Source organism: Paractinoplanes aksuensis (assembly GCF_024137025.1).
GTDB lineage: Bacteria > Actinomycetota > Actinomycetes > Mycobacteriales > Micromonosporaceae > Actinoplanes > Actinoplanes aksuensis.
The window spans coordinates 24,185-50,715 of record NZ_JAMYJR010000053.1 but is presented as its reverse complement, the minus strand read 5'-3'; the positions used below and the strand labels follow the sequence as shown (position 1 = coordinate 50,715).

General features: G+C 69.1%; 24 protein-coding genes and 2 pseudogenes. 14 read left to right on the top strand and 12 right to left on the bottom strand.

Going from position 1 to position 26,531, the window contains the following annotated elements; translation table 11 throughout:
- Positions 1 to 37 precede the first annotated feature (37 nt).
- Positions 38 to 793 carry an alpha/beta hydrolase gene (locus tag M1L60_RS41460; protein WP_253243081.1) on the bottom strand — a complete coding sequence of 252 codons (756 nt, stop codon included), beginning with the start codon at positions 791 to 793 and terminating at the stop codon, positions 38 to 40.
- Positions 794 to 879: 86 nt separating this feature from the next.
- On the opposite strand from M1L60_RS41460, the gene M1L60_RS41455 reads away from it, so the two are divergent.
- A complete protein-coding gene (locus M1L60_RS41455; RefSeq protein ID WP_253243080.1) occupies positions 880 to 1,797 on the top strand; it encodes a carbohydrate kinase family protein in 918 nt (305 codons plus the stop codon).
- Here the strand turns inward: M1L60_RS41455 and M1L60_RS41450 are convergent.
- From M1L60_RS41450 to M1L60_RS41440, 3 genes are all read right to left on the bottom strand, one after another.
- Positions 1,760 to 3,163, bottom strand: coding sequence for a glycerophosphodiester phosphodiesterase family protein (locus tag M1L60_RS41450; protein WP_253243079.1), 1,404 nt, complete (start codon positions 3,161 to 3,163; stop codon positions 1,760 to 1,762). The genes M1L60_RS41455 and M1L60_RS41450 overlap by 38 nt on opposite strands.
- A 96-nt stretch (positions 3,164 to 3,259) precedes the next feature.
- Positions 3,260 to 3,820, bottom strand: a complete 561-nt coding sequence (locus M1L60_RS41445; protein WP_253243078.1) for a TetR/AcrR family transcriptional regulator — start codon at positions 3,818 to 3,820, stop codon at positions 3,260 to 3,262.
- A 72-nt stretch (positions 3,821 to 3,892) separates the two neighbouring features.
- Positions 3,893 to 5,371: an MFS transporter gene (locus M1L60_RS41440; protein ID WP_253243077.1), complete on the bottom strand. Its 1,479-nt coding sequence runs from the start codon at positions 5,369 to 5,371 to the stop codon at positions 3,893 to 3,895.
- 106 nt (positions 5,372 to 5,477) lie between these two features.
- On the opposite strand from M1L60_RS41440, the gene M1L60_RS41435 reads away from it, so the two are divergent.
- The 3 genes from M1L60_RS41435 to M1L60_RS41425 are packed head-to-tail and all read left to right on the top strand — an operon-like array spanning position 5,478 to position 7,454.
- On the top strand, positions 5,478 to 5,978 hold the full coding sequence (locus M1L60_RS41435) for a hypothetical protein (protein ID WP_253243076.1): 501 nt from the start codon (positions 5,478 to 5,480) through the stop codon (positions 5,976 to 5,978).
- A 49-nt stretch (positions 5,979 to 6,027) separates the two neighbouring features.
- Positions 6,028 to 7,008 (top strand): alcohol dehydrogenase catalytic domain-containing protein, encoded by a 981-nt coding sequence (locus M1L60_RS41430; protein ID WP_253243075.1) that lies wholly within the window; start codon positions 6,028 to 6,030, stop codon positions 7,006 to 7,008.
- Positions 7,009 to 7,034: 26 nt separating this feature from the next.
- A complete protein-coding gene (locus M1L60_RS41425; RefSeq protein WP_253243074.1) occupies positions 7,035 to 7,454 on the top strand; it encodes a MarR family winged helix-turn-helix transcriptional regulator in 420 nt (139 codons plus the stop codon).
- 37 nt (positions 7,455 to 7,491) lie between these two features.
- On the opposite strand, the gene M1L60_RS41420 is transcribed toward M1L60_RS41425, so the two are convergent.
- The gene (locus M1L60_RS41420) at positions 7,492 to 7,698 is read right to left on the bottom strand and encodes a hypothetical protein (RefSeq protein ID WP_253243073.1); all 207 of its coding nucleotides are present in this window, start codon (positions 7,696 to 7,698) and stop codon (positions 7,492 to 7,494) included.
- Positions 7,699 to 8,072: 374 nt separating this feature from the next.
- On the opposite strand from M1L60_RS41420, the gene M1L60_RS41415 reads away from it, so the two are divergent.
- Entirely contained in the window at positions 8,073 to 8,423 is a 351-nt protein-coding gene (locus M1L60_RS41415; RefSeq protein ID WP_253243124.1) for a hypothetical protein, read from the top strand.
- Positions 8,424 to 8,654: 231 nt separating this feature from the next.
- Here the strand turns inward: M1L60_RS41415 and M1L60_RS41410 are convergent.
- The 4 genes and pseudogenes from M1L60_RS41410 to M1L60_RS41395 all read right to left on the bottom strand — a co-directional run.
- Positions 8,655 to 9,038: pseudogene (locus M1L60_RS41410) on the bottom strand (NAD-dependent epimerase/dehydratase family protein); the annotation flags it as partial.
- Positions 9,039 to 9,110: 72 nt separating this feature from the next.
- A pseudogene (locus M1L60_RS41405) lies at positions 9,111 to 9,224 on the bottom strand (transcriptional regulator); the annotation flags it as partial.
- Between the two features lie 30 nt (positions 9,225 to 9,254).
- The gene (locus tag M1L60_RS48110; RefSeq protein ID WP_308208620.1) at positions 9,255 to 10,724 is read right to left on the bottom strand and encodes a diguanylate cyclase domain-containing protein; all 1,470 of its coding nucleotides are present in this window, start codon (positions 10,722 to 10,724) and stop codon (positions 9,255 to 9,257) included.
- A gap of 58 nt (positions 10,725 to 10,782) precedes the next feature.
- Positions 10,783 to 12,117, bottom strand: a complete 1,335-nt coding sequence (locus tag M1L60_RS41395; protein WP_253243072.1) for a DUF1996 domain-containing protein — start codon at positions 12,115 to 12,117, stop codon at positions 10,783 to 10,785.
- A gap of 169 nt (positions 12,118 to 12,286) precedes the next feature.
- On the opposite strand from M1L60_RS41395, the gene M1L60_RS41390 reads away from it, so the two are divergent.
- Complete coding sequence (locus M1L60_RS41390; RefSeq protein ID WP_253243071.1) at positions 12,287 to 13,084, top strand: (2Fe-2S)-binding protein; 798 nt, start codon at positions 12,287 to 12,289, stop codon at positions 13,082 to 13,084.
- A 56-nt stretch (positions 13,085 to 13,140) separates the two neighbouring features.
- Here the strand turns inward: M1L60_RS41390 and M1L60_RS41385 are convergent, their stop codons facing one another.
- Positions 13,141 to 13,785, bottom strand: coding sequence for a hypothetical protein (locus tag M1L60_RS41385; protein ID WP_253243070.1), 645 nt, complete (start codon positions 13,783 to 13,785; stop codon positions 13,141 to 13,143).
- A gap of 107 nt (positions 13,786 to 13,892) precedes the next feature.
- Between M1L60_RS41385 and M1L60_RS41380 the strand changes: the two genes are divergently transcribed.
- From M1L60_RS41380 to M1L60_RS41370, 3 genes are all read left to right on the top strand, one after another.
- Positions 13,893 to 14,075 (top strand): GNAT family N-acetyltransferase, encoded by a 183-nt coding sequence (locus tag M1L60_RS41380; RefSeq protein ID WP_253243069.1) that lies wholly within the window; start codon positions 13,893 to 13,895, stop codon positions 14,073 to 14,075.
- A 122-nt stretch (positions 14,076 to 14,197) separates the two neighbouring features.
- The gene (lon, locus tag M1L60_RS41375; RefSeq protein ID WP_253243120.1) at positions 14,198 to 16,450 is read left to right on the top strand and encodes an endopeptidase La; all 2,253 of its coding nucleotides are present in this window, start codon (positions 14,198 to 14,200) and stop codon (positions 16,448 to 16,450) included.
- A gap of 24 nt (positions 16,451 to 16,474) precedes the next feature.
- The gene (locus tag M1L60_RS41370; protein ID WP_253243068.1) at positions 16,475 to 17,812 is read left to right on the top strand and encodes a UTP--glucose-1-phosphate uridylyltransferase; all 1,338 of its coding nucleotides are present in this window, start codon (positions 16,475 to 16,477) and stop codon (positions 17,810 to 17,812) included.
- A 12-nt stretch (positions 17,813 to 17,824) separates the two neighbouring features.
- Here the strand turns inward: M1L60_RS41370 and M1L60_RS41365 are convergent, their stop codons facing one another.
- On the bottom strand, positions 17,825 to 21,532 hold the full coding sequence (locus tag M1L60_RS41365; protein ID WP_253243067.1) for a TIR domain-containing protein: 3,708 nt from the start codon (positions 21,530 to 21,532) through the stop codon (positions 17,825 to 17,827).
- 358 nt (positions 21,533 to 21,890) lie between these two features.
- On the opposite strand from M1L60_RS41365, the gene M1L60_RS41360 reads away from it, so the two are divergent.
- The 5 genes from M1L60_RS41360 to M1L60_RS41340 all read left to right on the top strand — a co-directional run bounded on the left by M1L60_RS41360 (position 21,891) and on the right by M1L60_RS41340 (position 25,691).
- Entirely contained in the window at positions 21,891 to 22,874 is a 984-nt protein-coding gene (locus tag M1L60_RS41360; protein ID WP_253243066.1) for a 5'-methylthioadenosine/S-adenosylhomocysteine nucleosidase family protein, read from the top strand.
- A gap of 1 nt (position 22,875) precedes the next feature.
- Positions 22,876 to 23,172, top strand: coding sequence for a hypothetical protein (locus M1L60_RS41355; protein ID WP_253243065.1), 297 nt, complete (start codon positions 22,876 to 22,878; stop codon positions 23,170 to 23,172).
- Between the two features lie 187 nt (positions 23,173 to 23,359).
- The gene (locus tag M1L60_RS41350; RefSeq protein WP_253243064.1) at positions 23,360 to 24,577 is read left to right on the top strand and encodes an outer membrane protein assembly factor BamB family protein; all 1,218 of its coding nucleotides are present in this window, start codon (positions 23,360 to 23,362) and stop codon (positions 24,575 to 24,577) included.
- 329 nt (positions 24,578 to 24,906) lie between these two features.
- On the top strand, positions 24,907 to 25,152 hold the full coding sequence (locus M1L60_RS41345; protein ID WP_253243123.1) for a hypothetical protein: 246 nt from the start codon (positions 24,907 to 24,909) through the stop codon (positions 25,150 to 25,152).
- A gap of 107 nt (positions 25,153 to 25,259) precedes the next feature.
- On the top strand, positions 25,260 to 25,691 hold the full coding sequence (locus M1L60_RS41340) for a peptidase inhibitor family I36 protein (RefSeq protein WP_253243063.1): 432 nt from the start codon (positions 25,260 to 25,262) through the stop codon (positions 25,689 to 25,691).
- A 24-nt stretch (positions 25,692 to 25,715) separates the two neighbouring features.
- On the opposite strand, the gene M1L60_RS41335 is transcribed toward M1L60_RS41340, so the two are convergent.
- The gene (locus M1L60_RS41335; RefSeq protein WP_256518358.1) at positions 25,716 to 26,342 is read right to left on the bottom strand and encodes a pentapeptide repeat-containing protein; all 627 of its coding nucleotides are present in this window, start codon (positions 26,340 to 26,342) and stop codon (positions 25,716 to 25,718) included.
- Positions 26,343 to 26,531 lie beyond the last annotated feature (189 nt).

Sequence of the window (26,531 nt, the reverse complement as noted above, 5' to 3'; positions counted from 1 at the left end):
CGAGTACGCCGAGCCATCACTGCCTGTGTTGCCAGGCTTACGACCAGTCTCGCTCGGCGAGTCCTTCGACCAGCTGTTTGCGGTAGTCGTCGTTGTGACCTGCGTTTTCGACGGACATGACGCGGAGGAGGCCGGCGGCGTTGTCGGCCACCGTCGTGCTCTGCCGGGGCGGGACGACCCTGTCGGCGGTGCCATAGATGACCAGCGTGGGTGCGGTGATTTTGCTGATCGGTGCGGCGACCGGGAACTTGTCGCGGAGCATCAGGTCGACCGGGAGGAACGGATAGTGCTCACGACCCGCCGAGGCCAGGTCGATGAATGGTGAGCGCAACACGAGCATCTGTGGCGGGTGCCGCGTAGCCAAGCCGGTCACGACCGCCGCGCCCAGGCTTTCGCCGAAATAGATGAGCCTGTCGCCGAAGTCAGCGGTAAGGAATTGCCATGCGGCTTCGGCGTCGCGGGCCAGCCCTTGTTCTGATGGGCGGCCGGGGTTGCCGCCGTAGCCGCGGTAGTCGATCAGCAGGACGGTGAAGCCTTCGGCGGCCAGCGCGGCGGCCAGCGGGGCGCGTCCGGACCGGTTGCCCGCGTTGCCGGGTGCCACCAGCACCGACATGCGCTGATCCGGCGCACCGGAAGGGGGCCGGAACAGCCAGGAACCGAGTTCCAGCCCGTCGCTCGTGTACAGCGTGACCCGCTCGGCCCCGGTCACCAGCGGTGGGTCGGCCGGGTCGGGGAAATAGATCAAACGTCGTTGCAGAAACCAGATCGCGGCCAGGATCAGGGCCAGCACCACGAGGATGACGAGTGCCACTCGTATCCGGACCATGCAGTGATTATGTGCCTCGCCGGCCCCGCGGACCGAGATGCAGGATCAGGGACATGACTGGTCCGGATGTTGTCGGTGTCGGTGCGCTCAACCTCGACTACCTGGCGCGGGTGGTGTTGCCGCCCGCGCTGGAGCGGGGGGTCGAGCACAGCGTTGGCGCGGGGACTGTCGCGGACGTGCTGGGCTCGACCGACTACGAGGTGGCGCTCGGTGGGTCGGCGTTCACCACGATCCACACGATGGCTCGGGCCGGCAGCGGGCTGCGCCTCGGGTATGTGGGGGTGGCGGGGTGGGTGCCTCCGGGTGGGTTGTCGGCGGTGGCGGCCCTCGACGCGTACGGGACGGATCGTCGCTTTGTGTTCTCGGACGATCGGATGGGTGGCGTGTGCGTCTCCGTGATGCACGAGGGGGAGCGCACCCTGTTGACCCATGCCGGGGCCAACACCGCCCTTGCCGATCATCTGGATGCCCATTTCGACGAGGTGGTCGCCTATCTGGGCTCGGCGCGGCTGATCCACGTCACGTCGTTTCTCGACGAGCGCACGCCGGGCCGCTTGCTGGCCGTGCTGAGGGCCGTGAAAGCGACCAGCCCGCAGACCCTGATCTCGTGCGACCCCGGTCATGTGTGGTGCGTCGATCGCACGGACGAGATCGACGGCATGCTGCGGTTGAGTGACTATCTGCTGCTCAACCGGCGTGAGCGGCGCGAGCTGACCGACCCGCCGGCCCAGGCCGTCCTGGTCGTCAAGCAGCCGGACGGCATCGACGTCAACGGCACCTTCATCGCGCAGACACCGCTGACCGAGAGCGAGATCGTCGATGCCACGGGGGCCGGTGACGTCTTCGCGGCCGGGCTTCTGCTCGAACTGGCCGTCGACCCGGCGCGGCTGGTGGCCGGATGCGAGCGCGGCCTGCGTCTGGCCCGGCTGAAGCTCAGCGGAGCAGCAGGAAGTCCAGATGGTCGAGGTTGAAGTTCTGGTAGACGGCGGCGTCGGCCCGGAAGACGACCGAGTGCGTGCCCTTGGTCAGGGGCCAGGAGTCGGCGACGACCTGGGAGGTGAAGGCGTAATGGGACGTGGTCGTGACGACCTCGACCGGCGGCGTGGTGCGATTGCCGTCGAAGGTGAGGGTGAACCGGCCGGCGGGGCGGTAGGGCGACGCCACCCGGGCCGAGACGCGGTAGTTGCCGGTACGGGGCACGGTGATGTCGTAGCGGATCCACTCGCCGGCCCGGATCCAGCCGACGACGATCGCGCCCGCGGTGTCGCCGACGTCCACGCCCTCGAACGGGCGGGCCGCGCCGCCGCGGTTGATGTCGTCCAGGTCGTAATAGCCCGTGCCCTGGCCGGCGGGGGAGTAGTCCTCGGCCTGCACCCGCACGGTGCCGCCGGGCAGCCGCGGCCACGGCTGGCCGAGCTCGCGGGCGGTCAGCCACGCGGTCAGGTCGTCGGGGTCGTCGGTCTGGATCATGTCGGCGCCGTGCCGGTCGACCAGCGAGCCCCAGCCGAGCGCCGGGTCCCGCAGCGACGCCTCGTCGGTGTATCCGGCCGCCATCCCGTACCACATGGTGCTGACCCAGACCCGGCTCGTGGTCTTGGCCCGGGCCACCGCCGCCGGCTGGATCTGGGGGTCGGTCAGGCGGTCGAAGACCAGCTCGTACGCCTGCGGCGGGCGCCCCGGCGGGAAGGCGCCGATGTCCATGGCGTTGGCGTCGCCGACCACGTGGTTGTAGACGATCCGCGGATCCCGGTCGAGGAAGGCGGTCACCTCGTCGATCGGCGCGCCGCTCTTGAAGATGCCCTGCTCCACCTGGCCCAGCTCGACCAGCAGGTCGTAGATCTGGTCGCGGTAGGCCCACCCGCGGTCCAGGTTGACCAGGGCGCCGCTGTCGCGCAGGGCCAGCATCGCGTCCCGCAAGGTCGGCACGCGCACGCCGGTGATCGGTGCGTACTTGCCGCCCAGTCCTTCGCGCAGCCGCAGCGTCTGCACCTCGGCCAGCGTGAGGTCGGCGACCCGTCCCTTGCCGTCGGTCGTCCGGTCGACGCTGTCGTCGTGCATGAGCACGAGCTCGCCGTCCCTGGTGCGCCGGATGTCGAGTTCGACCACCTGCGCCCCGTGCGCGACAGCCTTGGTGACCGCGTCGAGCGAGTTCTCCGGGGCGCCCCGCCAGTAGCCGCGGTGCGCGACCACCATGACGGGCGCGCCCGCGCCGTGCCGCAGGAACATGGCGGCCGGCTTCTCGGCCGCTCGTGGCGGAACAGCCGCGGTCTCCCGGAGCGGAAGAACAACGCCGGCGAGAGCGACCAGGGTGGCGACGGCAATGATGGGGACGCGCATGACGTCGCACATCGAACCATGCGGCCGCCAACCGCCGGTGGGGCCGGTGACGAAGTCGTGGTTGAAGCTTCTGCTATCGCGGGCCGCCGGCTCCGGTCAGCGCAACAACGACTGGATCAGATCGGTAAGTGGTTCGCGCAGATCGTCCTCGGTCGCCGAGGCGATCGGCTGCAGGTCGAGCGCGGCCCTCATCAGGCTGATGCCGACCGCCGCGGCCAGCACGATCTGGGACCGCAGCAACGCCTCGCCGGAACCGCCCGGGGCCAGCTTCTCGCTCAGCGACCGCAGCACCGAGCGCCGCAGGTCGTCGATGCGTTCGTCGCCCGACGTCCGGATCAGCAGCAGGAGCGCGTCGAGTTGCCGCCGGTCGTCCAGCGAACTGCCCAGCCGGTGTGCGAGCCGGGCGGCGATCTCGGCCGGCCCGGTCGCGGTCTCCTCCCGGCTCACGTCGGACGCGGCGAAGGTCAGGCACGCCCGGAACAGGCCTTCCTTCGAGGTGAAGTACCGGTTGATGAGGGCGACGTTGACCCGGGCCTCGTCGGCGATGTCGCGGACCGTGGTGGCGGCGTAGCCGTGGCGCGCGAACCGGTTCCGCGCCACGTCGAGCAGGTCCTGCCGGGTCTGCGCGGAGTCGCGCCGGCGCCGCTCGGTTGTCATCCGCCGTCCTCTCTGCTGGTAGCGCGACGGGGTGCGGCCGCTGTCGCGCGGTCGCACCCCGTCGGGAATTGCTCAGGCGTTGGTGCGGTGCAGCACGTGGATCTCGTCGGGCTCGGGCGGCAGGTCGTCCACGCCGGTCTCGACCGCTTCCTCGTGGCGCTTGTGGGCTCGGGGGAGGGCCAGGGCGGCGACAACCGCGAGCGCGGCCACGGCGGCGCAGACCCAGAAGCCGTTGGTGAACGCGGCGTCGGTGGGCAGGCCCTGCGGCGTCGTGTTCGAGGTGATCACGGCGGCGACGACGGCCGTGCCGATGCTGCTGCCGATCGTACGGGCAATGGTGTTGACGCTTGTCGCCTCGCCGGTCTGGGCGGCCGGGACGCTTTCGATGATGGCGTTGGACATCGCCGCGAAGGCGAAGCCGATGCCGGCGCCGGTCAGGATGCCGGAGGCGAGAACCTGCCAGATCTGGCCGTGCGCGATGGCGGGCAGGGTGAACGCGGCGACCACGAAGAGCGCGCCGAGGAACATCGGCAGCTTCGGCCCGTACTTGCGGTTCAGGATGCCGGCCAGCGGCCCGAACACCACCATCATGACGACGGTCGGCAGCAGGAACAGACCGGCCTGCGAGACCGACTTGCCGAAGCCGTAGCCGGTGATCGCGGGCAGCTGCAGCAGCGTCGGGACCAGCAGGAACGTGCCGAACATGGCGAAGCCGAGGATCAGCGCGACCAGGTCGGTGGCCCACACACCGCGGATCTTCATGAGCCGCATGTCGATCAGCGGCTCCTTGACCCGCAGCTCGACGAACACGAACCCGATCAGGCCGACGACGCCCAGCGCGAGCAGCCCGACGGTCTTGCCGTCACCCCAGCCCCAGGCCTGGCCCTTGCTGATCGCCAGCAGCAGCGACACCAGCGAGACGGAGAGGATGGTCGCGCCGAGCACATCCAGCTTGCCCGGCGTACGGACGGCCGACTCCTTCATGCCGAAGATCGCCCCGAGCAGCGCGACCACGACCAGCACCAGCGGCAGCCAGAACAGCCAGTGCCACGACAGGTGCTCGACGATCGGCCCGGCCGCCACGATGCCGATACCGGCGCCGACGCCGAAGATCGCCGAGATCAGGCCGACCGTGGTGGCCACGCGCTCGCGGGGAAGCTCGTCCCGCACCATGCCGATCGACAGCGGCAGGATCGCACCGGCCGCGCCCTGCAGCACGCGCCCGATGATCAGCACGGTCAGGTTGGGCGCCAGCGCGGCGACGATCGTGCCCGCGGCGAGGATCGCCAGCACGCCGATCAGCACCTTGCGCTTGCCCCGCATGTCACCGAGCCGGCCGAGGATCGGCGTCAGGACCGAGGCCGACAGCAGGTACGCCGTGACGACCCAACTGACGTCGCTGGTCGACACCTGAAGCTCGCGCCCGATGGTCGACAACGCCGGCGACACCAGCGACTGGAGCACGGCGAAAGCCAGGCCGCCCAGCGCCAGATACAGCACCAGCAGCGATCCGCCGCTCTTGGCCTCGGTCTTTTCGACGGTTTGCGTCATGGGTGTTCCCAACAGCTAGAAGTAAACGCCTGCTGACTTATTATGATCCCCTCCCGCCATAAGTAAACAGTTGCTTACGTCACACGTTCCGGCCAAGATATGAGCCGTGTTCGATAGATTCCGGCGGAACCCGGCCCCGAAGCCCGACGACCAGTACCTCGAACTGCGCGGCATGATCCTGCGCACCACCCCGGCCGAGGTCGGCGTCGCCCCGACTTCTGAGCTGCCGCGCGTGTGGGGCCTGGTGATGGACACGACTTGGAAGAAGGGCGGCTACACGCTGGTCGCTCTCGCCGATGGCACCACCAGCCTCTATACGAGCACCGGCGGCGGCTTCATCGGTTGCGGGGAGCACCCCCAGGTGGCCGAGGCCACCCGCGACGCCCTGCGCGTCGTCGAAGAACATCTCGACCACCTGTCGCCCTCGATCGACGCCTCCCTCCCGCCGGCGGGCGAGGTTGTCCTGCGCGCCCTGGCCTACAGCGGCGAGCATGCGCTGCGGGCCCCCGAGAATGACCTGGGCAAGGGCCGTCATCCGCAGTCCCCGATCTTCCATGCCGCCCAGAACGTGATCACCTACGTGCGGCTGCTCCAGGAGTCTCGCTGACACTCGCGGGCATCCTAGAAGCTTGAGTAACTCATGTATTGTCTCAAGCATGAGCGACGTGAGCATGACCCGGGTACGACTGACCTCTCCCGGTGGGCCAGAAGTGCTGGTGGCCGAGACCGCTCCCTGGCCGGCACCCGGTCCGGGGCAGGTGCTGATCCGGGCCGAAGCGGCGGGCGTCGCTTTCCACGACATCGCCACCCGCCGGGGGCTGAGCCCCGGCGCGCTGCCCGAGGTGCTGGGATTCGACGTCGTCGGCCACGTGCTCGAGCTGGGGCCGCAGGTGACGGGGTTCGCCGTCGGGGACCGGGTCGGCGCCCTGGTCGGGACGGGCGGTTACGCCACCCATGTGCTCGCGCCCACGACCCAGGTCGTGCCGATGCCGGACGGGCTCGACGCGGCCGTCCTGGACGCGCTGCTGCTCAACTACCTGACCGCGTGGCAGATGTTCCATCACGTCGCGAAACCCCGCCCGGGGCAGTCGGTGCTCGTGCTCGGTGCGGCCGGGGGAGTGGGCTCGGCGCTGACGCAGATCGCCCGCGCGGCCGGCGTCGAGGTCTACGGCACCTCCAGCCCGGCCCGCCGCGAACGGGTGAAATCGCTCGGTGCGACCTGGGTCGCGGACCCCACCGCGCTTCCCGCGCCGGTGGCGGCCACCTTCGATCCCGTCGGTGGTCCCTCGCTAGCGGTGTCCCGGCGGGCGACATCTCGCGAAGGCGTGGTTATTTCGTACGGGTTCAGCTTCACCGCCGACGCCGGGTACTCGAAGGCCGGCGCTCTCGCGCGCACTCTCGCCGCCATCGCCCGAGCGAAACTGACTCCCGGCCCTCGGCTGGCAGTCCACACCGTACTGAATATGGTGCGCAAGGATCCGGCCGCGTTCCGGGCCGACATGACGGCGCTGATCGACCTGCTGGCCGACGGGAGCATCGCGCCCGAGGTGACGACACTCCCGCTCGCCGAAGCCGCAGAAGCGCACCGGCGGCTGGAGAACCGGGAAGTCCAGGGCAAGCTCGTCCTGATCCCTTGAACGAGGCGCAGGCTATTGTCGGCTTCGTGGCGGACGAGATCGCGGTGGCCCTGCTGGGGCAGGTGATGACCTTGTCCGGCCAGGTGACCGAACGCATGCGGGCCGGCCTCGAACGCCTCGACCTCACCGAGTCGGTGGCCAACCTGGTCTGGCTGCTGCGCCCCGACACCGACCCGCTACCCCTGCGCAAGCTCGCAGCCCAGCTGCACTGCGACCCGTCCAACGTCACCCTGCTGAGCGCCAAACTCGAAGAACGCGGCCTCGCCGAACGCCGCCCCCACCCCCGCGACGGCCGGGTCCGCACCCTGGTACTGACAGCCGACGGCCGGCGAGTACGCGAGGAACTGATCGAACTCGTCGCGCGGCATTCACCACTGGCCGGCCTCGACAAAACAGAGCAAAAGCAACTGCACGCCCTGCTGGACAAGGCCATCGCCAGCGCCTGACAACCTCCAGGTGGCTGGTGCGCGGCGCCCGACGGGCCTACAGCGCTACCGAACGCGACTGCCGGATGCGGCCCGTTCCTGTTCCGGGATCAGCGTAGATGTTCCGTTCCCAGACGGTCCAAGCGCCATTCGAGTAATTCAGTTTGTATTCTTTATCGCCATAGTGCTCTTCGGAGAGAAGGGCGTAAAGCTGATAGGCTTGCTCGTATCTCTGTGACCAGTAGACGGCGCGCCAAACGGTCACCGCGACTCCTCGCGACAACTCCGAACCGGTCGATGCCGTCAAGCCCTCGGATTGAGTGCCGGCCGCGGCTCCACCCGCGATCAACGCAGTCGCTATCCCGATCAACAATGCCCGTCGCGTTCGCATGAACCCCCCACGGTAGTCCTCAATTCTGGCGGAGTTGAGTGTTCCAAGTTGCTGTGAAAAAAGACTTGATACTGACTTCATTGAAGTAACTCGTCGGTCGACCAGCAGGGAAGGCCCGTTCTTTACTTCCGCCATACGACTTCGCCGAACTGGTAAAGAAGATCTCCACTCGGATTGTCTAGCGTGGACAGTGAAAGTCGTGGTCCGCCGTTCGGCGAGCCCGAAGTGTCGAGATCCAAGGAGTACGAGTGAGAAAATTGGGTGCCGTGAAATTCGGCATGGTGGCCACGGCAATTGCTGTGGGTCTCACCGCGACTGCCGTACCGGCTCAAGCTGCACCGGCTGATTCCCCGCCGGCCGGTGTCACCGTGAATGCCTCGTCGGGAGACGTCGAGCCCGCCTACTGGTCCCCCTGGTTCGACTGGGGCATCTGGTACGGCAGTCACACTGACGCCTACAACCGCATGATCGCGTGGCAAGGGCAATACGGCAACGCTTACGTCGAAATCATCTACCGGGTCGTCAACCGCGTCCAGCAGTACTCGTTCCACTGGCGGGAGTGGGTCGACGCTCCCGGCGGCCCCCGGACGGACCTGTAGAACCGAACTGCGGATCATCGACCGCTGACAGTCACACGCGGCCGCTCTCGCCCCTTCGTACGCGCGTGAGAGCGGCCGCGTCCGCACACGGTGTTGCGAATCTCGTCCGCGACGGCCGGCGGGGCCAGGAGCAACCGCAGAAGCCGAGGTCGAGCCCCTCCGTCCGATGCCGCTCGTCCAGCCGGGTCGCTTGTTCGGCGTGGCCGGCGCCTGTCGGTGAGGGTGCCGGGGCGTGTCCTCGTCGATCCAGTCGTGGCCGTGGTCGCCCCAGTCGAAGCAGCCTCCGGTGTAGATCAGCCGGCGGCCGTGGGTCAGGCAGGCCTCGGCCAAGGTCCTGGTCATCAGGCGGTCGGCGGCGAAGACCGCGCGGGCGCGGCCGCGGGTCAGCCGGCCGCCGGCCGACAGTTGCGCGGCGTGGATCACTGCGTCGACGTCGGCTACCAGCGGTGCGTACGTTTCGGGTCGGGTCATGTCTCCCGGGCGCGCGGTGACCCCGGCCGTCAGCGGCCGGGAGGTGTCGCGGACCAGCGCCACGACCTCGTGGCCGTCCCGCAGCAGCGCCGTGGTGACGGCCGAACCGATGAATCCTGTACCGCCTGTGACCAGAACCCGCATGACGCCGACCGTAGGCTCGCCCGCGATCGGGGCGGTAGGACACCGGACCGTGGAATCCGGAGTTCCTGTCAGACCGGCCGACAGCGCCACCTCTTCCCGGCGCAGGCCGGGTGTGCGACGCCGGGGCCCGGGGGCCAGGCCGACCGCCTCGGGGGTGACCCGTTCCCGTCGTGATCGCAGGAAGATGCCGAGCGCCCCGTTCGCCCTCGGGAGAGCCTAGACGGCGGACGTTACCGGGAAGCTGTGGTGCACGCGGTTGCGGCCGCTGTTTTTGGCGGTGTACATGGCCTGGTCGGCTCGGCGGAGTTCGGCTTCGGGGTTGGCGTCGGGGGTGGCCGTGATGACGCCGATGCTGGCGCCTACGCAGACCTCGTGGGAGAGGGCGTCGAAGGGCTCCGAGAGCGACTTCAGGATGCGCTCGGCGACCGTGCCGGCCAGCTCGTCGTCGGTGTCGGGCAGGATCACGGCGAACTCGTCGCCGCCGAGGCGGGCCACGACGTCGCCCACGCGGATCGCGGCGTTGATGCGGGCCGCCACCTCGACCAGCACGGCGTCCCCGGCCTCGTGGCCGTACGTGTCGTTGACCGGTTTGAAGCCGTCCAGGTCGAGATAGAGCAGCGCGGTCGGGCCGGTGGACGTGGTCAGTGTGGTGGACCAGCGGTCGTAGAACCGGCGGCGGTTGGCCAGGCCGGTCAGCTGGTCGGTGCTGGCCTGGCGTTCGACCGCGTGCAGCGCGCCCGCCAGCTGGCGGACCAGGCCGTCCATGCGGGCGATGACCAGCAGGAACAGGATGGTGCTGCCGGCCACGATGACCGGGACGTCGATGGGCATGCCGCGTAGCCACTCGATGGCCAGCACGGCCGGCGCGGTCAGGCTGGCCGCGGCCAGCATGATGACGCGGCGGCGCGGGGCGGTGGCCTGGGCGGCCACGGGGGCGCTGCGTCTCGACAGCGCGGCCACCGACGGGTGCAGCGCGGCCGTGCCACCCAGGGCCTGCATGGCCAGCCAGCCCAGGTCGACGATGTTGCCCGCTGTGTAGCCGATGCTCAGCTCGAGCAGGGCGTAGCCGACGTCGGCGATGAGCAGGGCGATCACGCTGCCGACGAACAGCCAATAGGCCGGCGGGCGGTCGCCGCGGCCGGTCACCAGGCGGGACAGCACGGCCAGGACGAGCAGGTCGGAGACGGGATAGGCCAGGGAGACCGCCCGGCCCAGAGCGCTCAGGTCCTCGGCCCGTACATAAGGAACCAGCAGGAAGACCCAGGCCAGCATGGCGGCACCGGTGGACAGCACCAGGGCGTCGATCAGGCCGGGCAGATCTTTGCCGGGGCGGCGGGCCCGGACGAGGCCGACCACCGCCACCGCCAGCATGACCGCGAAGGCCAGGTACAACCAGTCGGCGTACCCGGGGAAGACGTCGCCCCCGGTCGAGAAGTGTTGTAACCAGTAGACGACCTCGGCCAGCGCGAAACAGGCGCGCGCGGCCGCCAGCAGGTACCAGGGCCAGCGTACGGCCGGCTTGTTGATTTTGACGCCGGCCACGATGGCGCCGGCCGCCGACATGCCGAGCACGGCGACGACGACCGACTGCACGATTTCGTACGGAAACGCGTAGTAGACCCCGGAGGCCAACGCGCACAGGGCGAGGTAGGCCTGCCAGGCCGCCGGCCGGCGCCATCTGCCCACCGCGTACCCCCTGCCCAGTGTTCTGACCCGGGCATGATCGGCGAACGGTGGACCCGGTTTAGAAGTCGCCGTTGGTGTTGCACTTCGCTTTTTGGACGACGCAGTTCTTCACCCGCTCGCCGAGCGCCCGGTTCTCCCAGGCCATGAACGCGTCGCCGTGCATCGACGAGGCCATCCCCGACGCCAGCCGGAGGCCGCTCGAGCTGCCGCTGGTGGGGTAGGCGATGAGGAACGATAGGTTGGGGATGGCCACCGGGTAGTCACCGCGGCAGGTGCCGTCGTAGCTGTACGACACGTGTGCTTTGTGGGTGGGGCTGTCGAGGTTGCGGCCGTCCCAGCAGTCCTGGAAGACCAGGTGGAACATGAGCACCGCGGTCGGTGCGCAGACCGGCCAGTTGCCGTCGGCGCTGCGCCCGATCTCGCCACCCGGCCCGGCGCAGTAGAACGCGTTGACCGAGCCCGCGGGCGTCGGCGTCTGCAGTTTGGCGTCGCCGGCGATCATGCGGAAGCCCTGGGGGAAGGGCACCGTGGCCGAGGGGTCGGTCAGGCGCGAGCCGTAATAGACGACCACGTCCTTGGGCTCGATGACCCGGTCGCCCTGGTACAGGGTCGGGATCCAGTACGCCGACAGGTCCGGCGCGGGGCGGCAGGTGGTGCCCGCGTTGGCCAGCAGGGTGCGGGTCGTGGTGTACGCGTTGGTGCTGGTGTTGCCGAGGAACGAGTGCATGTGCGAGGCGCCCGGCAGGCCCGGGAAGATGATCGGGTCGTCCGGGTGCGAGTGGCTGTAGGCACAGGTCGCGTTGAATTCGGGTACGCGCACCGTGCCGGCCGGCACGGGCCGTGGGGTCAGTGCGCGGAACTCGGCGAGTTGCGCGTTCCAGGCCGCGGTGTCGATCGGCACCCAGCCGTCCTGGGCGGGTGGCGTGCCGTCGCCGAACGTGAACCAGTTGAGGTTGACGAAGTCGCCGCCGGTGGTGTTGCGCAGCACTGCGAAGACGGTTTGCGAACCAACCGGATGGTTGGCTGTCGCGGCGGCGGTCAGCGTGGTCCAGGTCTGCCAGCCGCCGGTCGCCGTGATCGTGAACTGGGCCAGCAGGGGTCCGGTGGCCGAGCCGGTGCGCAGCTCGACCCGGCCGGTGCCGACCGCGGAGGCGACCCGGGCCGAGACGCTGGTGACGCCGGTCAGTATGACGTTGTCGTACCGGAGCCAGTCGCCCTCGCCGAGGTAGGCGACGTTCTGGCCGCCGCCCGTGTCGGCAGTGGGCTCGACCTGGCTGCCGGATTGAGCGGCGTACGCCTCGGCCTGCACCGTCGTTGTGGCGGCGCCGGCGGGCGCGGAGGCCACGAGGACGGTGGCCGCGGCGAGCAGTATCGCCGCTAAGTACCTGCGCATCGGGGATTCCCTTCGGGGGAGGGACGGGGATGCCAGGCAGTATCAGGCTCGGGGAAGCGCTCTCTCAATATTGACGCTCGGCGATCAACACTATGTGCAGAAACAAGCGCTTTACGAGGGGAAGCGCTTCCCCGTCGGCCTCGGTCCGCGGTTAGGTTAGCCTTACCGCATGACGCCTGCCCCGGTCGACGAGACCGCCGCTCGGCTGGCGGCGCTCGACGACTACGCGGGCTTTTCCGTACGACCGGGAGCGGGCTGGGTGTCGCTGGCCGCCGCCGACGGTTTCCTCGACCGGTGGCTCGCCCTGCTGATCGCCGAGCACGGCGGTCGTAACGTTGCCGGCAGCACCCTCGGCTCCGCCCTGGCCGCCGCCGTGATCGGGCCGACCGTGGGCTCGATGCTGCTCGACCGGCGCTGCCCCGATCCGGCGCCGGCCAACCTGACCGCGCTGCCGTCGGGCACGGGCGAGTTCGACGCGCGCGGGGTTCGTACGGGAAGAATTGCGGTTCTGGCCGTCGACCCGGCGGCCGCCCATCCGGACAGCGTCGTGCTGCCCGACGAAAAAGCCCTTGATGAATGGTGGGCGGTGGGGGTCGCGGCCACGCTGACCCCGCTGTTCGAGGCGGTGCGCACGCGGGCCCCGTTCGGCCTGCGCAACCTGTGGGGGCTGGCCGCCGACGACGTCACCGCCACTTCTTTGTGGCTGGCCGAACTGGCCGGGCGCGACCAGCAGGCCGCCTGGACGAGGGCCCAGCGGCTGCTCGACGCCCTGGCCCGGCACGCCCCGATCCGCTTCCTGCGGAGCCGGCCGTTCCCGGTGGGCGAGCGGTTGCACCAGGTTCGGGGCACGTGCTGCCTCTATTACCGCAGCACGTGCGAGCCCGGGCCGCCGGCCGAGAACCGCTGCGACACCTGCCCCCTGCGTGACGACGACTCGCGCCGGGAGCGCCTGCTCGCCTACCCCTGAGCGGCGCCGCGAGCGCCTGCTCCCCTGTCCATCAACGGCGTCGCGAGCGTCCGCGTCTATCCCTCGACGGCGCCGCGGTCGACGAAGCTGAAGGTGCCGCGGCTGCCGCCGTCGCCGACCTCCTGGATGTAGAGGGCCGAGCCGTCGTTCTTGACCTGGACGGTGCCGTACTTCTCGTTGTTGATCCAGTGCGTGGGGCGGCCCTGGTCGTCCTTCTTGCCGGTGGCACTGACCCGGAACAGGGTCTTCTCGTTCTCGGCACACTTGACCGTGCCCAGGCTGACCGGCTCGTCGCGGGTGTCGGCGTTCACGCACCAGCGGCCGCCCTCCTCGCGGGCCCGCAGCGCCTCGATCAGGAACAGGCCATCGCCGCCGGACGGGACGAGCCGGAAGCGGGCGCCGTCGTCGGTGCCGGGGCCGATGGCGATCGGGCCCTCGTAGGTGGCGCTCCAGTCCTTGTCGTCCTCGGTGATGTGGATCAGCGCCTGCCGCTCACCGGCCAGGATCTGCTTGGTCGCCGCGACAGGATCGACCTTGGTGGTCTCCGTGGTGGCGGTCGCGCCCGGCGATGACGACGCCGGCGACGCGGCTGAGGACGTCGGCGCGGCCGCAACCGGAGTGGGGCTGGGCGTAGGCGTGCTGCACGCCGACAGGCCCAGCGCGAGGCCGGTCAAAGTGGCAAGGGTTGCGGAGCGACGCACGGGAGGAACCTCCAGGGGTTGTGATCTTCGTCGTTCGATCGTCTACCCACCCCCACTCCGGACGAATCACCTGTTTGTGCCACTCGCGGCGGTGATAGACAGGGCACATGCTTCGCGGGGAAAAGGTCGGGCTGCGGGCCCGCATCGAGTCGGACGTGGCCATGTGGGCCACCGCGATCCGGGCCGGCTTCGCCGAGGAGGGCATCCGCCGCGGCTCGGCCTGGGTCGACGGCGCGTTCGTGGACGGGGTGCTTCTCAGTCTTCTTTCAGGCGATGTTCGCTGGCAGTGAACGCCGGAAGATGTTGACGGGGTCCGAGGTTGAGCGGCTCATACTCAACTTTTCGGAGGTGCCGGGTGTCCACCAAGCGACTTCCCGTGTTGTTCCTGGACGACATCGTGCTGCTGCCGGGCATGGTCGTGCCGGTCGAGCTCGACGAGGCGGCCCAGGCCGCCGTGGACGCGGCCCGCACATCGGCCGGCTCCGAGCTGCTCATCGCGCCCCGGCTCGAGGACCGCTACGCCTCCCACGGCGTCGTGGCAAGCCTGCGGCAGGTCGGTAAGTCCCGCGGCGGCACGCCCGCCGCCGTCCTGCGTACGGGCCTGCGCGCCCGCATCGGCAGCGGGGTCACCGGCCCCGGCGCGGCCCTGTGGGTCGAGGCCGAACCGGTCCCCGCCGTCGCCCCGACCGAGCACGCCCGCGAGCTCGCCGCCGAGTACAAGCAGCTGGTGGTGACCGTGCTCCAGCGCCGCGAGGCCTGGCAGGTCATCGACTCGGTCAGCGCCATCGACGACCCCGGTGACCTGGCCGACACCGCCGGCTGGGCGCCCTACCTGGCCAACGACCGCAAGCGCGAGCTGCTCGAGACCCCCGACGTGGAGGCCCGGCTGCGCCTGCTCATCGAGTGGACGAAGGACTTCCTGGCCGAGTCCGAGGTCAGCGACAAGATCGACAGCGATGTCCGCGAGTCGGTCGAGAAGCGCAACCGCGAGTACCTGCTGCGCGAGCAGCTCAAGGCCATCCGCAAGGAGCTCGGCGAGGACGGGGCCGAGGGCAACGACGACTACCGCGCCCGGGTCGAGGCGGCCGACCTGCCCGACGACGTCCGCGAGGCCGCGCTGCGCGAGGTCGGCAAGCTGGAGCGGGCGGGCGACCAGAACCCCGAGGCCGGGTATCTGCGCACGTGGCTCGACACCGTGCTCGACCTGCCCTGGAACGTCCGCACCACGGACAACACCGACCTGGTGGCGGCCCGGGCCGTGCTCGACGCCGACCACCACGGCCTGACCGAGGTCAAGGACCGCATCGTCGAATACCTGGGCGTGCGGGCCCGCCGCGAGTCGCGCCACCTGGAGAAGATCGGCGGCCGCGGTTCCGGCGCCGTGATCCTGCTGGCCGGCCCGCCCGGGGTCGGCAAGACCTCGCTCGGCGAGTCGGTGGCACGTACCCTCGGCCGCAAGTTCGTCCGGGTCGCCCTGGGCGGCGTCCGCGACGAGGCCGAGATCCGCGGCCACCGGCGTACGTATGTCGGCGCTCTGCCCGGTCGCATCGTGCGCGCGATCAAGGAGTCGGGCTCGATGAACCCGGTCGTCCTGCTCGACGAGGTCGACAAGGTCGGCAGCGACTACCGCGGTGACCCGGCGGCGGCCCTGCTCGAGGTGCTCGACCCGGCGCAGAACCACACGTTCCGCGACCACTACCTCGACCTGGACCTCGACCTGTCCGACGTCGTGTTCATCGCGACGGCGAACGTGCTCGAGACGATCCCGCAGGCCCTGTTCGACCGGATGGAGCTCATCGCGATCGACGGCTACACCGAGAGCGACAAGGTCGCCATCGCCCGCGACTTCCTGGTGCCGCGGCAGTTGTCGCGGGCCGCGCTGTCCGACGACGAGGTGACGGTCACCGAGGACGCCCTGCGCGAGATCGCGGCCAATTACACCCGCGAGGCCGGCGTACGGTCGTTCGAGCGCCTGCTGGCCAAGGCGTTCCGCAAGGCGGCGCTGGGTGAGCTGCCCACCACCGTCGACGCGGCCGACCTCAAGGAGCTCATCGGGCGTCCCCGCTTCGAACCGGAGTCGGCCGAGCGTACGGCCGTGCCTGGGGTTGCGACCGGCCTGGCCGTCACCGGAATGGGTGGTGACGTGCTCTACATCGAGGCGTCGCTGCTGCCCGGCGACAAGGGCGGGCTGTCGGTCACCGGCCAGCTCGGCGAAGTGATGAAGGAGTCGGCCCAGATCGCCCTGTCGTACGTGCGGGCCCACGCGGAAGAGCTGGGCATCTCGCCCGAACAGCTCGACCACCCGATCCACCTGCACGTGCCCGCGGGCGCGGTGCCGAAGGACGGACCGTCGGCGGGCGTCACGATGACCACGGCGCTGGTGTCGCTGCTGCTCGGCCGCAACGTCCGGGCCGAGGTCGGCATGACCGGCGAGGTGTCGCTGACCGGCCGGGTCCTCCCCATCGGCGGCGTCAAGCAGAAACTGCTCGCGGCGCAGCGGGCCGGCCTCAGCGAGGTCTACCTGCCGAAGCGCAACGAGCCCGACCTGGACGAAGTGCCCGCGGACGTGAAGGCGGCCCTCACCGTGCACATCGTGTCCGACGTACGGGAAATCCTGAGTTCGGCTCTGGAGCCCGTGTCTTCGGGGATGGTCGCCGCGGCGTAAGTCCCCGGCGATAGTGTCTTCGGCATGGAGGCTTTTGCCCAAGCAACTTTGTCGAAGGCGGAAAAGGACGGCGCCCACCCGGTCGAGCTGGCAGCTTTGCGCCGCCGGCTCGACCAGGTGGTGGCGCCCCGGGCGGGCCTGCTCCCCGGCGACGAACTGGAACCGCTGACCGACGTCCCCGGGCTGGACGACCTGCCCGAGCCCTCGGCCGACCGGGCCCGTGAGATCCTCGACCAGCTGGCCGTGCTCAAACTCAACGGTGGCCTGGGCACGAGCATGGGCCTGACCGGCCCGAAGTCGATGCTCGAGGTCAAGCCCGGTAAGAACTTCCTCGACATCGTGGCCACCCAGGTGGCAGCCGTCCGCGAGCGTTACGGCGCCCGCCTGCCGCTGCTGCTGATGAACTCGGCGGCGACCCGCGGCCCGTCGATGGCCCGCATCGAGGCTCAAGACTTCCTGCAAGGCCGCGAGCCCAAGCTGCGCGCCGACGACCTGTTCCCGGTCGAGTGGCCGGCTGACCCGTCGCTGGAATGGTGCCCGCCCGGCCACGGCGACCTGTACACGGCCCTGGCCGCCTCGGGGACGCTCGACCGGCTGCTCGAGTCGGGCGTGCGCTGGTGCTTCGTCTCGAACGCCGACAACCTGGGCGCCACGGTCGACGTCCGCGTGGCCGCCTGGATGGCGTCGGAACAGATCCCGTTCGCGATGGAGGTCGTGCAGGGCACCGAGGCCGACCGCAAGGGCGGGCACCTGGCCCGCCACCAGGGCCGGGTCGTGCTGCGCGAGACGGCCCAGGTCCCCGAGGGCGACACGTCGTTCAGCGCCATCGAACGCTGGAAGTACTACAACACGAACAACCTGTGGATCGATCTGCAGGCGCTGAAGCAGCTGCAAGAGGCGGACCCGGCGGCGCCCTCGCTCCCGCTCATCGTCAACCGCAAGACGGTCGACCCCAAAGACTCTTCCAGTACGCCGGTCATCCAGCTCGAAACAGCCATGGGCGCAGCCATCGGCTCCATCGAGGGCGCCCGGCCGGTGCTGGTTCCCCGCACCCGCTTCGCCCCGGTCAAGACCACTGACGACCTGCTGGTGGTCCGCTCCGACGCCTACGACCTGACGGCCGACGGCCACCTGGTCCCGACCTACGAGCCCCCGGGCCCGGTCGTGACCCTGGACCCGGCCCACTACAAGCTGCTGCCGGACTTCGAACGCTACTTCCCGGCCGGCCCACCCTCCCTACGCAACGCCACCCGCCTGAAGGTCACCGGAGAGGTCACTTTCGGCGCCGATGTCACCATCGACGGCGAGGTCAACCTGACCGGCCCCCTGACCGTCCCGGACGGCCGAACCCTGCCGAGCTGAACCACCGCTGGTCTATTCGACGTCTGGTGAGCCGGCGCTGGGGCCCGCGATGCGGAAGAGTTCGTCGACGCGTTCCAGGTAGTGCCGGGCGTGAACCGAGCGGAAGAAAGCGTGAGCCTCACGCAGCCGGTCGCCGGCTTCGACCACCTCGGCCCGGGCGATCAGCGTCTCAGCCACCATCACCTGCCCGATCGCGACGTCAGGCAGGGAGCCGATGGCCCGATACTTCTCCACCGCGTCGCCGAACCGGCCCTGCAGACAGAGTCGGGCCGCGTCGAGCCAGCCGGACGGCTTGATCTCCATTTCCTGCAGCACACTCGAGCCGAAGCCGAGCGCCTTGAGCTGGACCGGGAACTCAATGCCAAGGGCTGGGTCGAGGACCTTGCCGCGCTGGAAGTCGAGCAATTTGCCGATCAGATCGCCGGCCTCTTCCATCCGGCCGGAGCGGAGCAGGCAGGAGGCGTACACCGACATGGCCGGCGGCATACCGATCGGCGCGGTGAACTTCTCGGTCAGCCGCAGCGACTCCCTGGCCTCGGACAGGGCCTCGTGGAACTCGTCCCGAGCCAGCAGGATCGCCGCCCGGCGGTTGCGCACCGACGGCTCCATGAAATGCCGCCGGGACGCCCGCTCGAAGTAGTCGGCGGTCTTCAGCACTGCGTCCCAGTCGCCCCGCCAGAAGTCGCCGAACGCCTGCTCGCCGCGCAACCACAGGCGCTCGGGCCGGGACCATTGGTTGGTGGCCACCCGGAATCCGCTTTCGGTCGCCTCGAGGGTGCCGGCAACATCACCCAGATTCGCGTACGCGTAGGCCAAGCTGCTGTAGGAGATGGGCGCGACACTACCGCCCAGCCGTTTCTGGATCTCGATGCTCTGCTTGATCTCCCCGATGCCCGAGGGCCGCCCGGTCATCACGTGGGCCAGGCCGACGTGGGTCAGCGCCCGGGCGACCCGGCTGGGCAACACGCGCTGCTCGGCAATCTGGATGGCCTTCAGGCCCGCACTGATCGCCTCCTTGTAGCGGCCGAGCAAACACAGATGCGCTGAACAGGTAATCAAGATCGCGACTGTGGTCGACGATGTGGGGCTGCCACTGGCAGCCAGTTCGAGCGCCTGCATGACGAGCCGGTCGGCCCGCTGCCGGTCGCCGGTGGCCAGGGCCATCCCGGCCAGCAGCACGTCGGCCTCGGCGGCCCGCTCGTAGCGGCCCAGCCGGCGCAACTCTTCCCGGGCGCGGCTGAGCAGGTCGGAGCTGTCCACGCCGGAGTGCAACTGGGCCCGCCCGGCCCGGAGCATGATCTCGGGCAACCGGTCGTCGCCGGCCGGGCAGAGCGTCAGCGCCAGGTCGTAATGCTTCACGGCGTTACTGGCGATACCGAGGTCGGCCGCCCGGTCGCCGGCCGCGATGAACGCGTCCACCGCCGGGTCACGCAAACCTTCCGAGTCGTCGCCGAGCGCCTCGGTCAGCTGCATGGCGGCGTGATAGTGGAAGGCGAGCAACTCGGTTGTGTCGGCCACCGCCTCACCCACGCGCGAGGCCAGGTAGGCGGCGGCGCGTAGGTGCCGGTTCAGCCGGGAACGGCGGGACATCCGGGAGAGGGCGACGTCGCGCATCACGTCATGCCGGAAGACGTACTCGCGCCGGTAACTCGCCCCACCACGACGTACCTGCACCAAGAACCCGTGCCGCACCAGACGGTCGACGAGCCGGCGGGTACTCGGCTCGTCCTGGTCGGTGAGGTGGCCCAGGAACGGCAGGCTCATCACCCGGCCGATGACCGCGGCGTCGAGCAGAAAGCTGCGTTCGACCTCGGGCAGCTGGTCGAGACGGCCGCCGATCGAGGCGTGAATAGTGGGCGGAGGCTGCAGACCCTCCGCCGCGGTTGCCGCGGTCTCGCCGGCCTGCGCGTCAAGGAGGGGTTTCACATACTCCTCGACAAACAGCGGATTGCCGCCGACCTTGGAGACGATCATCGCGACGGCGGTCTCGGGCAGGCCGTCGCCGGACGCGGACGCGATCTCGTCGATCAGGGTGCGGGTCTCGGACTCGGTCAGCGGTTCGAGGGTGATCGTGGTAACCCGCGGACGGCCGCCCAGCCAGGTGTCTCGTCGTTGAGTGAGTTCCGGGCGGGCCAGGATGGCGACCATCAACCGGGTGGCGGACAGCGACTCGGCCATGTCCTCGATGAAGTCCAACAACGACTCATCGGCCCAGTGCGCGTCTTCGAAGACGATCACAGTGGGGCCGGTCGAGGCGATCTCTTCCAGGACTCGGCGGTACGCCCCGAAGGCCTCGTCCCGGTCGGTCGGCTGCCAGTCCGCGCGCTCGCTGGTCCCGATCAACGGCAGCAGGTGCCCGAGCAGCCAATTGACCTCGACCTCCTCGAGCCGGAACCGGTGCAGTACGGAACGCAGCTTGGTCTCCAACACCTCTTCGGAGTCGTGGTCGCTGATCGAGGCGTAATCCTTGAAGAGCCGGGCGAGCGGCCACAACACCGGATCGCCGTACGGATAGCTGCGCACCACCTGCCAATGCGCAACGGTTCCGGCCAACTTGTTGCGCAGTTCCTCGAGAAGTCGGGTCTTGCCGACGCCGGGAGTGCCGATAACGGTGACGAACTCGGGGTTACCGGCTGACATGACCAACTCGTAGGTCGCGGTCAGCCGGCGCAACTCGGCGTCACGACCGACCAGCCCGACCAGTCTCGGCGTGTCGACCACTCCGAGCAGCCGGCCAGCGGGCTCGTAGCCGTCCCGCCGGGCCTCGTAGGTGATGTCCCGGTTGGTGATGGCTTCAGTCATCCGGTCGACGAGGATCTGATTCTCTGCCGCTAGCGACTGCTGGTGACCGCTGATCTGCATGACCGGGCCCTCGACCAGAAAGGGATAGGACGGCCGCCCTTCGTCGTCGATGATCAAGGCTGTCCCGGTGGCGACCCCGGTGCTGACGGTGACCTCCGGTAGTTCGACGTTGGCCTCGAGGGCGCTGTGGATCTCCAGGCAGGCCAGGACCGCCCGCACCGCGTCGTCGTCGTGCGCCTGCCGGGCGCCGAAGACCAGCAGCAAGTCGAGGCTGGTGCGGGTCAAGCTCACGCCGCCGTACTCGCCGACGATCGGTTCGACGATGCGTTCCAGGGATTGATTCGCGTGCAGCATCCGCAGGCCGTCGACCTCGGGGCCGACCCGCATGGCGACCTTCATCGACGCGACGGTGACGAGGCGCTGTTCGGCGTCGCCGCCCTGCTCCAGTACGGAGGGGGTGGGCGGCGGGGCGGGGAACGGTGGCTGGGGCCGGTCGAAGTGCGGGTCGCCGGTCTTGTCCAGGTGCAGTCGGTCCAGACCAGTGAGAATGGCGGTGGTCGCTTGCCCGTTGCTCAGATCGGTCACATCGATGTGCGTGCGCAGGGACAGTAGGCCAGACACCGGATAGTCCTCGACCAGCACCGGGATGATCAGGCCCCGGGATCCGTCCGGGTCGCGAGCGAAGGCCACCCGCCATTCCACCGATGCGAACGGTGCCATCTGGTATCGCCGGCTCAGCACTGCGATTGTCCGCTCGGCCTCCTGAGTGGCCTGTTCGATCTTCTTGACGAAGTCCTCGCCGACGGTGAAGTCGGACTCCTGCATGACGACGCTGTAACCCGCCGATCGCAGCAGCCAGTCCAGCCAGACGGCCCAGTCGCGATCGCTGTGGGTGTAGCTGATGAAGAAGTTCGTCATGACTTCTCGCCGTCGCCCCGGAATGTGATCGGGAAGGCGCCAAAGGTCACCTTCCCGGGCGAGAAATACCCGAGGCGGCCGGCGGCAAACTCGCCCGTTCGGGTGCCGCCGGATTCAGGCGATCCGCAGTACCGCGTCGTCTTCGACGACGGGACCGGAAGCGGCCGGTCGGTGGAAGGTTGCCGGAAGGTTGCCGGAAGGTCCTTCCATGATCCTGGGGACCGGCCCGAACCCGGGCTGTGATTCGCACCTGGGACGAGACATCTGGACGTGAGGGCATCCGCCGATCCGGGTGTCAAATCGAGCCGTCCGGACTTCGTGGCGGCCGATCGTGCCCCTGCTTGACGGCGGCCAGCGGATGGTGACCGGCAGTTGCCGACGCCACGATGAGCCCGCGCCGGACGGCAGGATTTCCGGCCGGCGAATCCAAACAGGACTCTCACTGAGGAGATCGATGCCGACGGTGGTCTTTCTCACCGCACTGGATTTGGAACACACGGCCGTCGTGGACCACCTGACACAGCCGCTGACCGAGCGCTACGAGCGCGGCCTTCTGTTCGACGTCGGGACGTTCCGGGGCCGGACCTCGTGGCAGGTCGCGGTGGCCCAGGCGGGGCCGGGTAACGCCACGGCCGGCATCCTGCTCGAGCGGGCCGTGACGACGTTCGCGCCGGACGTCGCGATGTTCGTCGGGATCGCCGGGGGCCGCAAGGACGTTCGGCACGGTGATGTCGTCGTGGCCGATGCCGTGTACGACTACGAGGCTGGTAAGGACGGCCGAACCGCGTACGCGCCGCGCATCAAGACCGAGGCGCCCTCGTTCGGGCTCGTTCAGCGCGCCCAGGCGGTGGCGCGCCGGGGACATTGGCCGGATCGCATCCGGCCGGCTCCGCCCGCCGACCGTCCGACGGCGTTCGTGAAGCCCATCGCCGCCGGGGGCAAGGTGGTCGCGCACGACCGGTCGAGCACCGCCGAGCTGCTCACCGCGTATTGCGGTGATGCGCTGGCCGTCGACATGGAGAGCTACGGCTTTCTGCGCGGCGCCTATGTCAACGAGGGCGTGTCCACTCTGGTCGTCCGCGGAATCTCCGATCTGCTCAGCGACAAGAGCCCGGCCAACGACGAGCGCTGGCAGGGCGCCGCGGCCCGCCATGCCGCCGCGCTCGCCTTCGAGGTGCTCGATACCGCAGCCATTGCCGAGCGGCCGGATCCGACCAGGTCGGAGCAACGACCAGTGGGCACCAGGTTCGTCCAGAAGAACCAGCCCACCGGGGGAACCGTCTACGCCAATCAGGGCAGCGGCCATCAGATCATCAACCTGCGGGCCCGAGTGGAGGAATGAGATGGATTCGCCGGACGAGTTCGTGCAGAAGAACGCACCGAAGCGCGGTGGCCACGTCTACGCCAACCAGGGCACCGGTGACCAGATCATCCACGCGCCACTGGCCCCCAGAGGCCTGGGGGCGGACACGAAGGCCCTCCTGGTGATCGTGGCTGTCGACATCGTGTTCTTCGTCGTCGGCGCGATGTCGTACACCGGGAAGAACACCGACGGTGATCTGTGGCGTGCCGTCATCTTTTTGTTCCTGGTGGTGGTCACGGTGGGGATCGCCCGCCGATGGCTGCGCCGACGAGTCTGATTCCGACTACCGAACAGGGAAATTTGTGCTGCTCAGATCCATATCCCGCTTCGCCGTCGTGGTGACGGTGCTCGCGCTGGCCGCGTGCGGTGATTCCCCCGCCGCCAAAACACCACCGGCTCCGACTGACACCGCCGTCACTACCACCGCGGCGACGGACACCCCTTCGCCATCGCCTTCGCCATCGTTGCCGCCTCCGTCGGCCGCCCCGCCGACGCCGGGCACGGCGCTGGCCCGCATCGAGGGGCCCGGGCGGGTCAACGTGATCGCCAACGTGCAGGGTCGCGGTTTCGACATCGTCAGCAGCTTCCTTCGTGACTTCACCTACGACGAATCCACCCTGCAGGTGTACGACGCCGACGGGACGCCACTCGGTGGCCTGACCGCAGGCTCCTTCTCCGGTGAGTGCGGCGCCGACGACGTCATCGTGGACGGCAAGCGCCTCATCCTGACCGTGCTCATCAAGACGGTTCCGGCCGCCGGTCTCACCGAGGAGACCCACGCTCTGCAATTGGACGCTTGGGACGCGCAGACCGGCGCGCAGGTCTGGTCGACCACGGTGATCAAGCCGTCGCCAGAGGACCTCTCCTGCCAGGCCTACGACGGAAACCTTCAGGCGCTGTCCACCACCTTCGACGGCAAGTGGGGCGTGCTGCTCTGGCCGCAGCCGCAGAAGTTGCTCCGCCTCGCCGTCGATCTGGCGACCGGGCGGCTGTACCCGCGGGCCGATCTGCTCGGCACGATCGGCAACTACGTCGCCGTCGGCACCGACAAGACGGTTTACGCGGGCGAGTCGAACACCGTACGCATGACCGTGCCGGGGTCATGGAAGACGCTCGGCACGTTCAGATCGTCCGGTGTCACCACCGGGGCGATCGACCTCCCCCAGACGGGGACCATGGCCTGGACCGGGCATGCCTTCGCCGGCGATTCCGGGGAGAAGACAGTGTCGACGCCGAGCGGCGAGATCATCGTCAGCGTCGTCGGGAACGGTCCGCACAGTGTTCCGTACTCGGTCAGTGCGTTCCAGCTGCCATCGGCGAAGCCCCTGTGGCGCCTCAAGACGCCGAAGTATTTCAACGACAACGTCCAATCGATCAACGACAAAATCGTGCTGATCGTTCGGGCTCCGAACGGCGGCGGCAAAAGCGTCGAGTACATGGCCGTTGACGTCACGACCGGCAAAAAGGTGTGGTCCCTGAAGGTCCCGGAGTTGTCGACCTGCCTCCTCACGTCCAGCAACGTCCTGGTCCGGACGAAGGACCAGTTCGTGACGCTGGACGCGGCCACCGGCAAACAGCTGTCCTACACGGGCGACGCGGACAGTTGCCGGCCGATCGTGGGCGCCGGTCTCACCGGTGTCGGCCGGACCGATGACGAGGTCGTGCAGATGCTGAGTCCGTAACCGCACGCCGTTGCGCGCCGAGCCCGACGCCGGGGTGTTCGCCTTGACAGGGAACGAACCGGCGTCGTGCAGGCGGTTCTCGGAGCAGTCCGGCCAACTCTGTTCAGCCGCTGGAAGAAACAGTTCGGCCGTTAGGGGGACAACTCCCGGAGCGCATTTGAGTCAAAGTCATTGGTGTGACTTATCCCTACGGGGGCGGCCCTCAACCGGGTGGCCCTGAGTACCAGGCTCCGTACGGCTACCAGCAGGCTCCACTGCCTGTGCCATACGGTGTTCAGCCCGCGCCCTACGGCGGGCCGGTGATTGCCCGGCCTCAGCGTTCGGCCGGGGTGGCTGTCGCGTTGGAGATCATCCTCGGCGTCTTCGGTATTTTCGGGGTCGGCAACCTGTACGCCGGTCGGGTCGGGCTCGGCATTGCTCTCATGGTCAGTTTCTGGGCGCTGTTCTGGGTCAACTTCCTGCTGGTCTTCGTGTTCGTCGGCATCGTGACCTACCCGCTGACGTGGATCGCCTTTCTCATCGTCGGGCCGATCGCGGCCGCGCGGGGTGTGGAGCGCTACAACTCCGGTTTCTGACCGGGCGCGCACCGGGCTCCAGTGGACGTCAACAACTCTTCAAGACCTCCGCCGTACGGTCGTCGAGGAAAGGGATTCTCGTACAATTTGGAGGTTCGGTGAACCTGTTGAACAGGCGCACTCTGGCGGCCGGGATCGGGATCGCTGTGGCGGTCACCGGGTCGCTCTTCGGGATTTCCTCGCCGGCTTCGGCGGGGTATCAGTGCCCGGCGCGACAGGTCTGTTTCTACCAGGACAAGGACCGTAACGGCAGTCCGGCCACGTTGGCCGGGCTGGCTCAGGGCGGCAATGGCGTCGGCTGGTTCTGGGATCACAAGTTCCACAACGGCGTGAACCTCAACGACCAGGCCTCCTCGGTGCACAACAACACCAACCAGTGGCTGCGGGTCTACGAGCACAACAACTTCGGCTCCGGCCGTACGCAGTGGGTCCAGCCCTACGCGTGGGCCAACTTCACCGGCGGCGGCGTCAAGAACGACTCGGCCTCGTCGGCCCGCTTCGAGGAGGAGCCGTGCGGCGGTTCGGAGTGGTGCGTGTAAGTACCCACGTCTGAGCAGCCGGGGTCAGGCCGCCGGGTGGCGGGCTGACCCCGCGCCGTCCCGGGCGCTCCGGGGGCCGCCTCGGATGCGGTAGTGGCCGGTCCGAAGCCGGTCCGAGCGCTCGGTGATCCAGCCGGCGTCGGGTTCGGGCCAGGTCGTTGCCGTGTTCCAGCAGGCGTCGGCCAGGTTGGCCTTGGTCAGGTCCGCATCGGCCAGGTCGGCTCCGGACAGGTCGGCTCCGGACAGGTTGGCGCCGGTGAGCCGGGCGCCGGTCAGGCGGGCGTCAATGAGTCTGGCGCCGAACAGGACGGTGCGCTTTCCCATGAGCGCACCGGTCAGGTTGGCCTGGGTGAGGTTGGCATTGATGAGGAAGGCCTGGGTCAGGTTAGCTCCGGCCAGGTTGGCGCCGGTGATGTCGGCCTCGGACAGGTCGGCCCGCAGCAGGTTCGCCGCGGAGAGATCGGCACCGGCGAGGTTCGAGCGGGTGAGGTCGGCCTCGGACAGGTCGGCGCGGGTGAGCGTCGCCCCGGACAGGTGGGCGTGACACAGGTCCACCCCGAACAGATCCACCCCGGAGAGATCCGCCCCGGTCAGGTTCGCGGACTCCAGCGTTCCGCTGCCGCCGACAGCGTGCCGCGGACCATGAGCCAATGGCGGATGCCGGTATAGGCGCCTAGTGCTCGAATCCGCCGGCGCAGCCGGTTGGGCAGCCGGTTCGTGGGTGGAGGCTGTAGCGGCACTCTGCCGTCGCCGGCCGGGGAGGACTGCATCGGAACTCGATACCTACTGTCGGTGAGATCAACGCTCGGGGGAGCGTGCCACGGGTCTCCCGCCTGCTGT

Coding starts and splice junctions, on each gene's coding strand:
- M1L60_RS41430 (WP_253243075.1), top strand. CDS start 6,028: ATGAGCGACGTGAGCATGACCCGGGTACGACTGACCTCTCCCGGTGGG.
- M1L60_RS41360 (WP_253243066.1), top strand. CDS start 21,891: ATGGTGACCGGCAGTTGCCGACGCCACGATGAGCCCGCGCCGGACGGC.
- M1L60_RS41365 (WP_253243067.1), bottom strand. CDS start 21,532: ATGACGAACTTCTTCATCAGCTACACCCACAGCGATCGCGACTGGGCC.
- lon (WP_253243120.1), top strand. CDS start 14,198: ATGGTCGTGCCGGTCGAGCTCGACGAGGCGGCCCAGGCCGCCGTGGAC.
- M1L60_RS41440 (WP_253243077.1), bottom strand. CDS start 5,371: ATGACGCAAACCGTCGAAAAGACCGAGGCCAAGAGCGGCGGATCGCTG.
- M1L60_RS41370 (WP_253243068.1), top strand. CDS start 16,475: ATGGAGGCTTTTGCCCAAGCAACTTTGTCGAAGGCGGAAAAGGACGGC.
- M1L60_RS41390 (WP_253243071.1), top strand. CDS start 12,287: ATGACGCCTGCCCCGGTCGACGAGACCGCCGCTCGGCTGGCGGCGCTC.
- M1L60_RS41380 (WP_253243069.1), top strand. CDS start 13,893: ATGCTTCGCGGGGAAAAGGTCGGGCTGCGGGCCCGCATCGAGTCGGAC.
- M1L60_RS41455 (WP_253243080.1), top strand. CDS start 880: ATGACTGGTCCGGATGTTGTCGGTGTCGGTGCGCTCAACCTCGACTAC.
- M1L60_RS41450 (WP_253243079.1), bottom strand. CDS start 3,163: ATGCGCGTCCCCATCATTGCCGTCGCCACCCTGGTCGCTCTCGCCGGC.
- M1L60_RS41355 (WP_253243065.1), top strand. CDS start 22,876: ATGGATTCGCCGGACGAGTTCGTGCAGAAGAACGCACCGAAGCGCGGT.
- M1L60_RS41395 (WP_253243072.1), bottom strand. CDS start 12,117: ATGCGCAGGTACTTAGCGGCGATACTGCTCGCCGCGGCCACCGTCCTC.
- M1L60_RS41445 (WP_253243078.1), bottom strand. CDS start 3,820: ATGACAACCGAGCGGCGCCGGCGCGACTCCGCGCAGACCCGGCAGGAC.